At 60.5% G+C, this 14,888-nt stretch carries 11 protein-coding genes; 9 read left to right on the top strand and 2 right to left on the bottom strand.

The features are described 5' to 3' along the window. Positions 1-497: 497 nt before the first annotated feature. The 6 genes from J4E00_RS11195 (at position 498) to J4E00_RS11220 (ending at position 9,544) form a co-directional block, all read left to right on the top strand. Entirely contained in the window at positions 498-770 is a 273-nt protein-coding gene (locus J4E00_RS11195; protein WP_208175237.1) for a hypothetical protein, read from the top strand. A 363-nt stretch (positions 771-1,133) separates the two neighbouring features. Beyond that, positions 1,134-1,613: a hypothetical protein gene (locus J4E00_RS11200; protein ID WP_208175238.1), complete on the top strand. Its 480-nt coding sequence runs from the start codon at positions 1,134-1,136 to the stop codon at positions 1,611-1,613. 464 nt (positions 1,614-2,077) lie between these two features. Beyond that, positions 2,078-3,268 (top strand): MFS transporter, encoded by a 1,191-nt coding sequence (locus J4E00_RS11205; protein WP_208175239.1) that lies wholly within the window; start codon positions 2,078-2,080, stop codon positions 3,266-3,268. Between the two features lie 198 nt (positions 3,269-3,466). Next, positions 3,467-5,530 (top strand): DUF3857 domain-containing protein, encoded by a 2,064-nt coding sequence (locus J4E00_RS11210; RefSeq protein WP_208175240.1) that lies wholly within the window; start codon positions 3,467-3,469, stop codon positions 5,528-5,530. 68 nt (positions 5,531-5,598) lie between these two features. Continuing rightward, the gene (locus tag J4E00_RS11215; RefSeq protein ID WP_208175241.1) at positions 5,599-7,572 is read left to right on the top strand and encodes a DUF3857 domain-containing protein; all 1,974 of its coding nucleotides are present in this window, start codon (positions 5,599-5,601) and stop codon (positions 7,570-7,572) included. Positions 7,573-7,594: 22 nt separating this feature from the next. After that, complete coding sequence (locus J4E00_RS11220) at positions 7,595-9,544, top strand: DUF3857 domain-containing protein (protein WP_208175242.1); 1,950 nt, start codon at positions 7,595-7,597, stop codon at positions 9,542-9,544. Positions 9,545-9,590: 46 nt separating this feature from the next. Here the strand turns inward: J4E00_RS11220 and J4E00_RS11225 are convergent, their stop codons facing one another. Together J4E00_RS11225 and J4E00_RS11230 are read right to left on the bottom strand one after the other, a co-directional pair. Further along, positions 9,591-11,789, bottom strand: coding sequence for a helix-hairpin-helix domain-containing protein (locus J4E00_RS11225; protein WP_208175243.1), 2,199 nt, complete (start codon positions 11,787-11,789; stop codon positions 9,591-9,593). A 55-nt stretch (positions 11,790-11,844) separates the two neighbouring features. Next, positions 11,845-12,744, bottom strand: coding sequence for a hypothetical protein (locus J4E00_RS11230; RefSeq protein ID WP_208175244.1), 900 nt, complete (start codon positions 12,742-12,744; stop codon positions 11,845-11,847). A 151-nt stretch (positions 12,745-12,895) separates the two neighbouring features. Between J4E00_RS11230 and J4E00_RS11235 the strand changes: the two genes are divergently transcribed. From J4E00_RS11235 to J4E00_RS11245, 3 genes are read left to right on the top strand one after another with little or no spacing between them, the layout of a single operon-like run. Next, positions 12,896-13,630, top strand: a complete 735-nt coding sequence (locus J4E00_RS11235) for a M48 family metallopeptidase (RefSeq protein WP_208175245.1) — start codon at positions 12,896-12,898, stop codon at positions 13,628-13,630. A gap of 20 nt (positions 13,631-13,650) precedes the next feature. Continuing rightward, a complete protein-coding gene (gene yidD / locus J4E00_RS11240; RefSeq protein WP_208175246.1) occupies positions 13,651-13,875 on the top strand; it encodes a membrane protein insertion efficiency factor YidD in 225 nt (74 codons plus the stop codon). 43 nt (positions 13,876-13,918) lie between these two features. After that, positions 13,919-14,842, top strand: a complete 924-nt coding sequence (locus tag J4E00_RS11245; RefSeq protein WP_208175247.1) for a hypothetical protein — start codon at positions 13,919-13,921, stop codon at positions 14,840-14,842. The last annotated feature ends 46 nt before the right edge of the window (positions 14,843-14,888 follow it).

Consider the following 14,888-nt stretch of genomic DNA (forward strand, 5'->3'; position numbering starts at 1 on the left):
TCTGTGCCGTGTGGCCTGCTTGCTACCACCAGCATTGTGGATACCACACCGCTGAATAGCCCTCCTATGCTGCCGTGTTCCCTCACACGTCCATCGTGGCTACGAACCCGGAGTTACGCTGGATAACTTCTTAATGTTGCATTCGGCTCGTGCGCGAAAGACTTAAGGTGGCTTGTATATACTTAAAAAACGCTTAACTATTCGGAGTTTTATAGATAGTAGCGCAAACTAGCTCCTCAAAGCCATTTGGCTGTCGTTGCAGGACGCGAGTTGAAAGTTCGCGCTACTCTCTACTGTCCCCGAAATCGCAATAGCAGCCGGAAAGTGGCGGAAATGCGTACCACCAACCTGTAATTTACCCCGGTGTCCATTCGGTTGGCATGCTAGTTGCAAAGCGGCTTGGCAATACCAGTTTCCTGGCCAGGAACGAACTCGCTTTCATTGTTAACCTTTTCCCGAGGCTGGGGCGGCCGCACGGGAAGTAAACCATTGAATCCATGTCCGTGACCTCCTATGAGCGGCTGCGCATTGCGCACCGCACCCTGCTTCAGCATCCTCCAACCGCCAAGGCTCTGCGCAACTTGATTGACGAATTGCCCGCGCATCTGGACGGCATTGCAACAACGCGTCCGGCTTTGGTCGACGTTGTAGAATCCAGCCGCGACTATCTGCAACGGCTGTCCAACTACGTTGCCACCGCCAAGCACATTGATGAGGGGCAAGTAGTGCAAGGACTCCACCGTGCCCTGGCACCCTTGTTTGGTAGCTAATGATTCCCGTGGTTTTCCAAGAGAGCATCTGTCAGGTTGATATAAGGGCTTAGCGGTTCCGGTTCGACGGCGGGCCTTACTCCAGCCTTGGAACGGCTCTGGTTTGAATCCCTTGTCTGGATTTGGGCAAAGTCCGATTTCCTAGCCATAGAATGTTATACAAAAGGCCGTTTTCATGCTAGGAACGGCCTTTTGTATAACATTCTATGGCTAGAAAAATTAAACCAGTTGCTGGATAACTCTATCTTTCTGTACTCTCCATTCGTCCGCCCACATCTCCTGACACCGCCTGCTATTCTATTTGATTTCGAGTGTTTTATTTCGCGTCAATGAGTGGCTATAGCTTTCATAAACTACCGTCCTATGCTTCCACTGCGACTCCCTACTGCTCTCTTGGCCGCCGTGCTCCTGCTCAGCACTTCAGGCTGCATCAAAGAGCCAATAAATGTGGATGGCATCGGCAGTTACAAACTCAATAACGTGGAGCGACGCTGCGTAGCCCAAGGGGATTTTTCCTTCCCTGCGCGCATGAACCAAGTCTATGAGCAGCTAAGCATCGACTTACTGACCACGCCCGAGCCTGCCACCGGCCCCGAATCCGTTACCCTCATGTTCTCGCGGCCTCGGAGCCAACAGGGCCAACCGGCCACGTCTTACCAGTTGCTCACCATGACCTATCGCACCGCAGGCGGCATCGAAGCCACTTATCCCGTGAATACAGTCACCATTCAGGAAGACCAGGATAAATACGCCGGTACCTTCGTCGGTTCTTCTCCCACCGGAACTACGCCACTACTCGACATCACCGGCGGCACGTTTACCGGGTTACATATCGAGCCGTAGCGCCACACCATTCCTCGCTCCTGCATTGTACACCGTTACCTCACCCGCAAATGGGTGTTATCTGCATCTCTCCTACTCGACGACGTGTTCCAACCGGCCGCGCCTATGACGGCTAGGCTCCCAAATGCGGGCTGCCCCTCGCGGCCTTTCCGTACCTTTACGTGCAGTACCAAGTCGGCATTCCCCCTGCCAGTGCTGTTTCATAGTGGCCGCAAAACCTTTGCCACCCTCAAAGCTGCCCAGGGCATGCCCCGCTCTAAGAAGATGAACAGCTGAGCGAAGTCAACTGAACCTACTACTTCAGTATCGACGAGGCCGGGTGCTGGACTGGTACTGCTGAACGGCCGTACCAAAGGCTGGCAAAGCGTGGCGCACCCTGATAAAGCAAAAAGCCCTTGAGTAAGCAGAATCCCACATTATCCCTTACCAAAGCAGGCAAAACGTATTCCCTCGGCTTCTGGCTGATGTGCCTGTCATCATTCCTCTTTTTCGCCAGTTTCAACCTGCTGCTGCCTGAGCTGCCCGACCACCTCACCCGGCTGGGCGGCGGTGAATACAAGGGGTTTATTATTGCGCTGTTTACTGTCACGGCAGCTATTTCCCGGCCATTTTCGGGTAAGCTGGCCGATACCGTGGGCCGAATCCCGGTGATGGTATTTGGGTCGCTGGTGTGCTTTGTGTGCGGATTTTTCTACCCGTGGGCACTGACGGTGACTGGCTTTCTGGGGCTGCGGCTGCTGCATGGTTTCAGCACGGGCTTCAAGCCTACGGGTACCGCTGCCTACGTGGCCGACATCGTGCCCATGGAACGGCGCGGCGAAGCCATGGGCCTGATGGGCATCACCAGTGCGCTGGGCATGGCCTGCGGGCCAGCCTTTGGCTCGTGGGTGACCGAGACTTTTTCGCTGAACACCATGTTTTATTGCTCCAGCGCGGCGGCTCTGCTCTCGCTGCTGGTGCAGGGCACTCTCACCGAAACCCTACCCAAAGCCCAGCGGCAGCGGTTCCACCTGTCCCTATTGAAGTTAAAATGGCGCGAAATTCTGGAGCCGCGCGTGTCGCCAGCTGCCATCACCACGGCGCTGTGCCTGTTTCCCTATGGTGCCATGCTCACGGTGACACCTGACCAAAGCCGCCTGCTGGGGCTGGTGGGCCCCACCAAGGGCCTGTTCTACGTGTGCTACACGGCAGCCTCGCTGGCGGTGCGGCTGCTGGCCGGCAAGGTCTCGGATACGCACGGGCGGGTAACGGTGCTGCGCTGGTCTTCGGCCCTGCTGGCCCTGGGACTGGCGCTGCTGGTGTGGGCACCGTCGGTGCCGTGGTTTTTGGCAGCGGCTACGGTGTTTGGGCTGGGCACTGGGCTTAATTCGCCGGCCCTCTACGCCTGGACCATCGACTTGAGTCCGCCCGAGCATCGGGGCCGCGGCGTAGCCACCATGTACATCGCCCTGGAAGTGGGCATCGGGTTGGGCGCGCTGCTGGCCGGCTGGATTTTCGCCAACCAGGCCACCCACCTGCCCTACGTGCACGGCCTGAGCCTGCTGGCAGTGCTGGCGGCCATCGCCTACCTGCTCACCGTGCCCACCACCGGCCCACCAATGGCCACCAACGTAGCGGAGCCAACCCCTGAGCCAGCGGCGGAAGAAGTAATTTAGCGCACACGCTCTGGTTGGGATATGAGTTGGCTCCGACGGCCAACCGGGCAACAAACTCCAACCGGAGAACCGCGCTAGCACCTGCGCAACAGCAGAATTTCAAGGAGGAATTAAAATATAATGAAGAATGAATTAGGATTGAGGCAGGCCCCTTATTTTTAGGGTTCGAAGACTGTCTATCCCTTTCTTTTTTTATTGATGCCAACACGTTTACTGCTCCGCCAACTGCGGCGGATGCTGCCTGCCCTGGGAGGGTGCTTACTGGTAGCGCGAGCAGCGCAAGCTCAACCAGAACCGATTAAGTATGGTGTGGTGGCGGCCACTGACCTCACGGCCGCGCCATTTGCGGCCGACAGCGGTGCGGCGGCGGTGGTGCTTTGCGACTTTGGCCGCTCGCGCCTGCGGGGCCAGGGCAGCGGCTTTCAGGTCGTATTTGAGCGGGTGACGCGCATTAAAATCCTGAAAAAAGCGGGCTACAATGAGGCCACCATCGAAATTCCGCTTTACCACCACGACAACGACCAGGAGAAGATAACCAACCTGCGTGGCATCACCTACAACCTAGTGGGCGGCCAGCTGGAAAAGACGAAGCTGGAAGCCAGTGGCGCCTTCATCGAGAAGCGCACGCCCGAGGTGAACGTGCAGGAATTCACGCTGCCTAACGTGCGCGAGGGCTCCGTGATTGAGTACGCATATACCCTGACTTCGGACTTCCTGTTCAACTTTCAGGACTGGGCGTTTCAGCGAACCATTCCGGTGCGCTGGAGCGAGTACCGGACGAGCATTCCGTCTTTTTACCGCTACAAGATTATTTATCAGGGCAACTTGCCCTTCGCCGTGAACAAGGCCAGCGTGGGGGCTGCCAACTTGCAGGTCGACAACAAAATTCCGACCGGGTCGGGCCTTGGCGCCGGGCAAACGAACGGCAGCCTCACCATCAGCGCGCCCACCGAGGAGCACCAGTGGGTGCTGCAAAACGTGCCGCCTTTCCGGGAAGAGCCGTTTATGACCTCGGCCCACGACTACATGGCCCGGCTCGACTTTGAACTGACCGGTGAGCAGTGGCCCGAGGAACCCTACCACGACCTGACTGGCACCTGGGAGCGCATAAACGCCCGCCTGCTGGCCGACGATGACTTTGGCGGCCGTCTGGGACGGCCCGGCTTCCTGCACGAGCAACTGCAGGCGCTAGCCGTCAAATACCCCGAACTGAGTGCGCGCACTGTGGCGGTGCGCCAAGCCGTGCTGGCCGCCGTGCGCTACAATGGTACCGATAACTACGCCACGCTGGCCCCTCTGCACCGGGCCTTCGAGGCCCACCGCGGTACTTCGGCCGATGTGAACCTGCTGCTTATTGCGGCCCTGCGCGACGCCGGTATTCCGGCCGAACCGGTGCTGCTGAGTACCCGCGACCACGGCCGCATCAGCCAGGAATACCCCTTGCTGGACCGCTTCAACTACGTGGTGGCGCTGGTGCCTACGCTCACCGGTGGAGACTTGCTGGTGGATGCCACCGACCCGCTGCTGCCCTGCGGCGTGCTGCCCCAACGCTGCCTCAGCCAGACGGGCCGCCTCATCACCAAAATACCTGAAAAGAGCCGCTGGGTCGATTTGGTCCCCACGCAGCGCTGCGTGCACTATCAGCAGGTGAACCTGGCACTCGATGCCCAGGGTGGCCTCACGGGCAAGGTGCATGAGGAACACGGCGGCTACGCCGGCTGGGCCGCACGCGAAGCACTAGCTGCCGACGGCGAAAAGAAATACCTGGTCACTCTGGCCCAGCGCCACGAGGGCTGGACCACCACCAAGGCCGCGCTGGGCCAGGCCGATAACGTGGAGAAGCCCCTGACGCTGGACTACGAGTTCAGCCAGGCACCCGCCAGCAGCGGGAGCACCGGCCCTCTTTACCTCAGCCCGCTGAGCGACTTTGGCCCCAGCCAGAATCCATTTACGCACGATTCGCGGACTTTTGCGGTCGACTTTGGCACGACGACCGACGAGACGACCATGGTAACCCTAACGCTGCCCGCTGGCTACGAGTTGGCCGAGGTGCCCAAGCTCGCCGTGGTGAAGCTGCCCAACGACGGCGGGCAGTTTGTGTACAGCGTGGCAGCCAGCGCCGGTACCGTGCAGCTCACCAGCCGCCTCAGCCTGCGCCGCACCGTGTACGCACCCGACCAGTACGCCAGCCTGCGCGAGCTGTACCGCCTGCTGCTGGAGAAACAGGGCGAAAAGCTCGTTATCCAGAAAAAAGCGGGCTGAGCGGGCATTTCAGACCTGTTCCGCTTGGCCAGCTTATCCTCTATTCCACCTTCCTTTTCTGCATCTGCATGAAACCGCTTTTACAATATTCTGCCGCGTTGGCCGCAGTATTAGGCAGTATTGCTGCCCAAGCTCAGGACGTTCCCATCAAGTTTGGCAAGCCCGAACCGGCCGATTTTACGGCGGCAGCATTCGCGGCCGACAGTGCCGCAGCTGCTGTTATACTGTGCGACTATGGTAATGCCCGAATGGAAATGGGAGCCGATGGACACCTGCAAGCCATAACCGACCGCACCACGCGCATTAAAATTCTTAAGAAAGCCGGCTACTCGTGGGCGACGGTTGAAATCCCGCTGGTCACCGGGGCTCAGAAGCTGGTAGGGCTGCGGGGCTTCACCTACACCCTAGCCAATGGGACGACCGAAAAAACGAAGCTGGAAGACGACGGCAAGTTTACGGACGATGTGGACACGCGCATCCACATTCGCAAGTTCACCATGCCGAATGTGCACGAGGGCTCCGTTATCGAGTTTACTTATTCGATAGTATCCGGTGTCTCCATGGGCTTGCCGAACTGGCAGTTTCAGTACGCCATCCCGGTACGCTGGAGCGAATACCGGGTCAATTACCCCGATTATTTCAACTATAAAACCGTGATGCGGGGCTACCTGCCCCTCAGCGTACGCGAGCAAAGCCTGGGCAGCACCATCATGGGGGCCCGCGCCACCCGCACCATCCTCTACCGCTGGGCCATGCGCAACGTGCCCGCCCTACGCGAGGAGCCATACATCACGACCATGCGCGACTACGCCGCCCGCATGGACCTGGAGCTGACCAGCTTTTACGTGCCCGGCTTTGGTGGCAAGGACTTCACCGGTACTTGGGAAAAAATTGATGCGACCCTGCTGCAGGATGACAGCTTTGGCCTGCAACTGGACCGGGGCGGCTTTCTGAAAGATAACGTGGCGAAGCTGGGCCTGGGGCCGGCTACCACGGTAGAGGCACGGGCGGCAGCCATTCACAGCCTGGTGCGCGATGCGGTGAAATACAACGAGTATGAAACCATCTATACTTCAAACACGCTACGCAAAACGTTTGAGCTGCACCGGGGCAACGCGGCCGATATCAACATCCTGCTGATTGCGGCGTTGCGCTCGGCCGGCATCGATGCAAACCCCGTGCTGCTCAGCACCCGCAAGCACGGATACGTGGCAATGGAATTTCCGCTCTCATCACGCTTTAACTACGTGGTGGCCCATGTGGGCCTGGCCGATGGCAAAGAACTGTTGCTGGATGCCACCGAGCCCCTCCTGCCCTGCGGCATGCTACCCGAGCGCTGCCTCAACCAGGTAGGCCGCCTGGTGATGCCGGACGGAAAAGCATCGCGCTGGCTCGACCTCACCCCCAGCCAGCGTCGGGTGCACTACCAGCAAGTGCAACTGGCCCTCACCCCCGAAGGAGCCCTTAGCGGCAAGGTGCACGAAGAATACAGCGGCTACGCTGGGGCTACGGCCCGCACCGAGCTCGAAAAGCTGGGCGAGACCAAGTACCGCACGCAATTTGCGGGCAAGCACACGGCCTGGACGGTACCCAAATTCACGGTATCGGAGCGCACCAACCTACTGAAGCCGCTGGTGCTCGACTACGAGTTTGCCCAGCCTGCCGAAGAAGCGGCGGCAGGTGCCCTGTACCTGAACCCGTTCACCGAATTTGCCTCTGAGCAGAACCCCTTCCGCCACGAAAACCGCACCTTTCCCGTCGACTTTGGGGCCCTGCAGGAAGAAACAATGCTGCTGACACTCAACTTGCCAGCCGGCTACGAACTGGCCGAAATGCCCAAGCCGACCGTGGTGGACCTGCCCGACAACGGCGGCCGATTCTTCTACACCATTGCCGCTAGTGAAGGCACGGTCAGCATCACCAGTCGCCTGAGCTTGCGCAAACCCGTGTACGCGGCCAGCGACTACCAATACCTACGTGAGCTTTACCGCCTGATGCTGGCGAAGCAGAGCGAGAAATTCGTGCTGAAAAAGAAGGCTTAATCCCTCGCTTAGCTATTCATATATGAAAGCCTTCCTGCCCCTACTGGCGGCCTTGCCGCTGAGTAGCTTTCTGGTTCATCCCACCACGCCGGCCCCCAAATACGCGGTGGCCGACATACCCGCGACTTTGCGTGAGGGTGCCCACGCCGTGGTTCGGGCCGACGATGAAGTCGTGACCGTGAAGTCGGCTAGCCGGCTGGTGCATACCGTGCACCGGGTGGTGACGGTACTCGACGCCGCAGCCGACGAATTTGGCCTGCTGGGCAAGGCCTACGATGGGCTCAACACCCTGGCTTACCTGCGCGGTGCCGTGTACGATGCCAACGGCCGGCTGCTGCATCAGCTGCGCGCCTCGGAAATTCACGACGAAGGCGCGGGTGGCCGCGACGGCGCGCTGATAAGCGACGCCCGCGCCCGCTTCGCCGACCTGCGCCAGCCCAGCACACCCTACACGGTGGAGTTTGACTACGAGATTGTGTCCGACAACACCTTGTTTTACCCCGACTGGCAGCCCCAGACGGAAGAGGGCGTAGCCGTGCAAGCCGCCAGCTTTGAGGTAACAACGCCCACCACGCTGCCCCTCCGCTACCAGGAGCGGCACCTGCCCGCCGGGTGCGCCGCAGCCCGCACCAGCGCTGGCAGCCAGGAAACCTACGCGTGGAAACTGACCAACCTCCCAGCGGTGGATGAGGAGGAAGCCGCTCCGCCACTGGCCGACCTCACCCCAGCCGTGGCGCTGGCTCCCGGCGCCTTCGAGATGCAAGGCCACAAAGGCACCTGTGCCACCTGGCAAGGCCTGAGCCAGTGGAATTATGACCTGAACGCCGGCCGCGATGCTCTTCCAGCCGCTACTGTGGCCAAGGTGCAAGCCCTAGTGCGCGATGCTCCTGACGCACGTACCAAGGCCCAGCGCGTGTATGAGATGCTGCAAGGCAGCACCCGCTACATCTCAGTGCAGCTAGGCCTGGGCGGCTGGCAAACTTTCCCAGCCAGTGCCGTAGCCGGGAATGGCTACGGCGACTGCAAGGCACTAAGCAACTATACTAAAGCCCTGCTCGAAGCAGCTGGGGTGCCGGCCTGCGTAGCCCTGGTGGGAGCCGGTCAGGACCAGGCAGACGTGCACACCGATTTTCCCAGCGCGCAGTTCAATCACGTTATTGTGTGCGTGCCGCTGAAGGGAAAAGGCGGCCAGCCCGATACGCTGTGGCTCGAATGCACCAGCCAAACCGGAGCCTTCGGCTACATGGGCAGCTTCACGGGCAACCGGCATGCGCTCCTGCTCACGCCCGAAGGGGGTAAGCTGGTGGCAACGCCCCGCTACGGCAGCAACGACAACCGCCGCGAGCGCCGCCTCGACCTTTACCTTGACGCCACGGGTAGTGCCACGGCCACGGCCCGCACCCTCCGCACCGGACAGGAACAGGACCTCTACATGCACTTGCTGCACGAGTTGGGACCGGTAGAACAAAAGAAATATGTTACGGACCGCCTCAAGCTGCCCACGTTCACGCTCACCAAATTCAACCTGGCCGCCAAGCCCGCTGGCCAGCTGCCGGGCGTAGTCGAAAACCTGGCCCTGACGCTGCCGGGCTTCGCGCCACCCAGTGGGAAGCGCGTGTTTATCAACCCCAACTTACTGAGCCGCTTGCCCGCACTGCCGGCCCAGGTGGGCGAGCGCCAAGCCGACCTCTGGCTGCCCCAGGCTAGCCTGCACGCCGACACCGTGCGCCTGCATCTGCCCGCCGGCTTCCGCCCCGAAACCCTGCCGGCCGCAGTCCAGCTCAGCACTCCCTATGGCGCTTATGCTAGCCAGTACACCACCCTGCCAGATGGCACCATTCAGTACATCCGCCGCCTGGAATTGAAGCGCGGCCGAATGCCCAGAACCACCTATTCCGGCTACGTGGACTTCCGCCGCAAAATTAGCGTGGCCGATAAAGCACAGGTCGTGCTCCTGAAAACGGAGAGCTAAGCGCAGTCTGTCATTGTTTCGCTCCAATCGCAATGACAGACTGCGCTTAAAACTTCACGCGCAACTGCGCCTTTACTTCGCTGCGCAGCGAACCCTGAATGGATTCCAGCCCCGAGCCGACTACGTCCTGGTGGCGGTAGCGGGTTTCGGCGTAGCGCAGCCAGAGCGTGAGGCTGCGGTTCAGCCGAATTTCGGCGATGCCGTACACCCGCGTGCCCTGGCCGTAGAGGGCCGGTACCGATACAGCCAGTAATACATCCTGCTCATAGATGTACTGGCGGCTGTCGTAGTCGTCGGCGTCGAAAATGGAGTAGCGGGCCGAGAGCTTGAGCGTGCGGTTGAGCTGGTAACCCACGTCCTGGGCGAGCACATAGCCACTGCGCCAAGCCAAGCCAGTATCGTCGCGCAGGCGCAGGGCCTGCATGCGGGTGCGCAACTCAAGCTGCGGCGAAATAGCCGTGTTGTAATACAGCAGAATGCTTTGGCGCAGTTGCTCGCCGGGCAGCGGCAGGGCCCGGCCGGGCTCGTAGTTGTTCAGGTCCGTAGCGGAGAGGTCGCGGGGCTTGAGGCGCTGACGCAGCTGCACGTAGAGCAGGCTGGTTTTGGTGGGCGAGTAAGCCAGGCGCACCAAGGCATCGTGGCCGTCGGTGGGGGCACTGGCCCGGTAGCGCAGCCACGGGAAGCGGAACTGGTCGTAGTAGGCCGAGACTTCCCAGCGGGCCACGGGGCGCACTTTCAGGCCGATGTAGACGCCGGTTTCGTTGATGTTGCGCGTGTTTTCGCTGAAGGCATTGCCGTAGAGGGTATGAAAGTCGGAATCATAATGGCGCACGAGTAACGCTGCATCCACATTGGAGCCCAGGCTGGCCAGCAGGCCATTCACCGTGCCAATGCCGCCGCCGGTGCTACGCGCCGTTTCGCCGAAAAGCAGGAAGTTGCGGTACACGTAGCTGTAATTCAGGCTTAACGCCAGGTTTTCCTTGCCGCTGAACTCGAAGTAATTGTAGGGCTCGGGGCGCTTCAGAATAGCTGTGCCGTAGTGCGTAAACACGCCCGTGGCGCCAATGGCCAGGTTGCCGCTGCGGCTGGTGTAAGTAGCATTGCCGCCGCCCACGGTTTCGGCCAGCTGGTGGCGGTTGGCCAGCTCGGAGGCCGTGCGGTGGAAGCCCGTATACAGCAAGCCCGACGTAAACTCATCAAACTGCGCCAGCGAATCGATGCTTTGCTGGAGATTGGCATCCACGTTTTTGTGCGACACAAACGCCGTGGCCTGCACCGTGGGCGCCACTTGGTAGGTGGCCGCGCCGCCCCGGAAAAACGTATTTTCGAGCAATGACGAATATGCCCGCACGCCTACCGACGAGCGCCGCAACGTCGTAATTGTCTCCGCGCCCTTGCCCACACCGAGGCCCGACGACAGCAATAAGCCCTGTCCGAATTGCAGCTGGTAGTCGCCCAGTGCCAGCGCCTTCAGCCTGCCTCGCTCCTGCAGCAGCAAGTGAGCCGACACGTAATCGGCCCCAAACTGCCCGTTTTTCGGGTTCCAAATCAGCTGCTCACCGGCATCCTTTTCCATCGAAAAGCCCAGGCTGAAATCCTTGGTGTGGCTCACCCGGTAGCGAATCAGCATTTTGTCGGCCGAGCCCAGGTAGCGCGTGGTGGGCTGGCCCTGGTAGAGGGTGGGCGGCGTGTAGCCCTGCCGCTGCTGCAGCACCCGCTCGTAGCGCAGGTAGAGGGCGTTGTTGTCCTCCTTGGCTATGCGCTGCCACAGGTTGCCGCGGCTGGCATTGGCGTTGCTGCTCTGCACGCTCACAAAGGGCAGAATGCGCGTGATGGTCCGCAAGTCGTAGCCTTCAATGCTTTGCAGCTCGTACACGCTCAGCAGGTCGCCGTTGGCTTCGCGGTGCTTGAGGAGTGTCGTTATCTGGTTCTCGTTCAGCAACAGCAACGAGCGCAGCTCTTCCCGCGTGGCGGTGTTGAGGTTGATGGGCGTCTGGTAATACTGGAGCAGCGTTTCGTAGAGGTCCTCATACGGCACTTCGTCCGACTGAATTTCGGCAAACAACTCCTGCGTCAGCCGGTCCAAATCCGGTGCGCGGCGCACATAGTCCTGGGCAGCAGCAGAGTGAACAGTGAGCAACGAGCAGTGCACGGTGAGTGCCGCCAGGCACCAAATGGCCCGCTTAATCACCCGCTTGTTCCAACCTGCTATTATGCTCCCCGCAAAAGGGTAAAGTTTCTTCATCGTGTTCCGTTAGCTACTCGTTGCCAATTGCTCATTGTTCACTGCTAACTGTTCACTAATTTTTTCCCCAGGACTTACTGACGCTCAGGTGCTGGCTAAAGCCCAGTGCCTGCTGAAAGGCAGCGGCATAGTCAATCTCAAATGCCCCGGCCAGCACGCCAATACCCGCGCTGGCCTGTTCCGTGAGACTCGCCAGCCCCAGCCGCGCCGCTAGCACCGGCACGGGTCGGTACTCCAGCCCAAATTTGAAGTTGGCATCGCGCTCCACATCCTTTTCGGTTTCGGCCAGCAAAATCACCTGCGAGCTGGGCCGGTACGCCAGTCCCGCTTTCAAGATGGTCGGCACCCGCTCGTCCTGGTAGCTGGCCAGCTTGGTTTGGCTGAGGTTGTAGAGCGAAGCCCCGAAGCTGAGCCGCCGGGGCACTATTTCAATCTGCCCACCCAGCGTGCCCAATACCACACGCCGGCTGCCCAGCCCTTCGATGCTCACCTGCAGTATATCGGCCCGCGCCCCCAGGCTGATTTGGCCGAAGCGGTAGGCATAGCCGGCCCCCAAGCGGGTTTCATTGTAAAGCTGGCCACCAAAGCGCTGCGCCTCAAAGGCCACCACGCCGTTGCGCGCCCAGGTGGTAGCGGCCGGGCTGAGGACCGGTGCGGCACCTTCGGCGCCCGGCATCACGCCGCCGGCATCGGGAGTGGTGGTGCGGCCCAACGGTAGGGCAACCGTGAGTGCACCCACATTCAGGGCCGCGCTGAAGTAGCGGTTTTCGGCGTAAAAGCCCACACTGGGCTGTCGGATTTCGGCTAGGCCGGCCACGTTATTGCCCATGCTCCAGACCTCGCCGGCCAGCGCTACCGAGGCATTGCCGAGTGCAGCAGCGCGCGCACCCCGTACGCCGGGCCCGTTGCCCTGAGCCTGCACCGAGGCCACGGGCAGCACCGCAGCAAGAGTCAAAAGGAAGTTAAAAACAGAAAAATACCTAGGTAAACAGTGTTCCATAGCGGAAGGTAACGCCTTTAGCGCGATTGGTTAAGGGCCGTAGCGAAATTATTTTGCCGCCCTTCGCCGTTACGCATTCCGGCCCTACTGCCGAACTTGCTTCGCTATGCCTCGCCCCTTCTCTGCCGCGCCCCGACGCGAAACGCTCCCCTATAAAAACCAGTCCCTGCACTACACGCTGGTCTTCCGCTCCCGGCGCACCATCGGTTTCGCCGTGCGGCCCGATGGCAGCGTGCACATCAGCGCACCCGCCGGCACTTCGCCCGAGTGGGTGGCCCAACAGGTGCTGAAAAAAGCCGACTGGATTCTCAAGCATCAGGAGGCGTTTGCCAACCGCCCGGCTCCCGCGCCCAGCCGCCATTTCGAAGCCGGCAGCCTACACTACTACCAGGGCCAGCCCTACCGCTTGCGCTTCGCCGAAGCCCGCCGGCCAGCCGTGCTAGTAGACGGCGATGAACTGGTGATGGCCACCCCCACTCCCCTCACCCCTGCCCAAACCGAAGCGCTGCTCCACGCCTGGTACGTTCGCCAGGCCAAGCCGCTTTTTGCCCAGTCGCTGGAGCGGGTATGGCCCCGCTTCGCCGAATTCAACCTCGTGCGCCCTACATTATTCGTGCGCCAGATGCGCAGCCGCTGGGGCAGCTGCACGCCGCGCACGGCCCGTATTCGCCTCTCGCCCGAGCTGGTGCACGCACGCCCCGAGTGCCTCGACTACGTGCTGCTACACGAGTGCTGCCACTTGCTGGTAGGCGACCATTCCAAGGCTTTTTACGACCTACAAACGCGCCTTTTGCCGGATTGGGAACGGTGGAAAGCGGAGTTAAACGCGCTGCCGAAGTAGCGTCAAAAACAGTATCAACTATGTTTTCCCACCTGTTTCGCGCGCTGTTTCTTGGCCTTGTCTGGTTTTACCAGCGCTTTATTTCGCCGCTCACATCGCCGAGCTGCCGCTACGCGCCGACCTGTTCGGTGTATGCGGCGCAGGCCATCAGCAAATACGGGCCGTGGCGGGGCGGGCGCATGGCCTTGCGGCGCATTGCCAGTTGCCATCCCTGGGGCGGCCACGGCTACGACCCCGTACCCTGAGCAGGGAGCTTCGTATAGCCAAGTTCACATTCTGGTAATATTGATGCGATTTATTCCTTTTTTGTCCGTCGTGGCGGCATTATTCTTTACCGCTTCCTGCTCCGAAGCGCAGTCCGACAAATCAAAATCCAGTAAAACCAAGACAGCGAAATCCGCCGGCAAAGACGGCCCCAAGAAAGGCGGCGACCGGCGCAAAGACAAAGCAGCGGCAGCGGCCATCACCGGTCTGGAGCGCGTGGGCTCGCTCAAGGGCGTGGTACCCGAAAGTTCGGGCCTGGCGCCGGGCTCCACCAGCCAGAGCTACTACAGCTTCGGCGACGGCGGTAACTCACCTATTCTCTACGAAATCAGCGAAACTGGAAAGCTCGTTCGCTCCATCGACATCGGGGCGCAGAATAACGACTGGGAAAGCCTAAGCCGCGACACCGAGGGCAACTACTACATCGGCAACTGCGGCAACAACGAAAGCACCCGTCGCAACCTGTCCATCTACCGCGTACGCCTCGACAACCCGCAGCAGGTTGGCCTCATCAACTTCTCCTACCCCGACCAAACCGAGTTTCCGCCCAGCAAAAAAGAGCGGAATTTCGACTGCGAGGCCAGCCTTTGGCAAGGCGGCAACGTCTGGCTCTTCACCAAAGACCGGGGCCAGAGCAGCACCAGCAACGTGTATGCAGTGCCCGACCATCCCGGTACGTACACGGCCAAAAAAGTCGCCTCATTAGCCATTCCGGGCCAGGTGACCGATGCCGCACTGCGCCCCGATGGCCAACGGCTGGTGCTGCTGGGCCGGGGCGAGCTGTTCATCCTCGACGGCGCTTCGTGGGCCGACATCCTGAAAGCCAAACCCCGTCAGGTATCGCTGGAAGGCGCCGGCCAAACGGAGGGAGCAGTTTTCAAAGACAATAACACCTTGCTCATCAGCACCGAGCAGGGCGAGCTATACGAGTACACGCTACCGAATTAACGGTAAGCGTTTGAGGCGCTGAAAAAGGGAAGTCTCGCAACGGCTG

It is taken from the genome of Hymenobacter negativus, assembly GCF_017571495.1.
GTDB lineage: Bacteria > Bacteroidota > Bacteroidia > Cytophagales > Hymenobacteraceae > Hymenobacter > Hymenobacter negativus.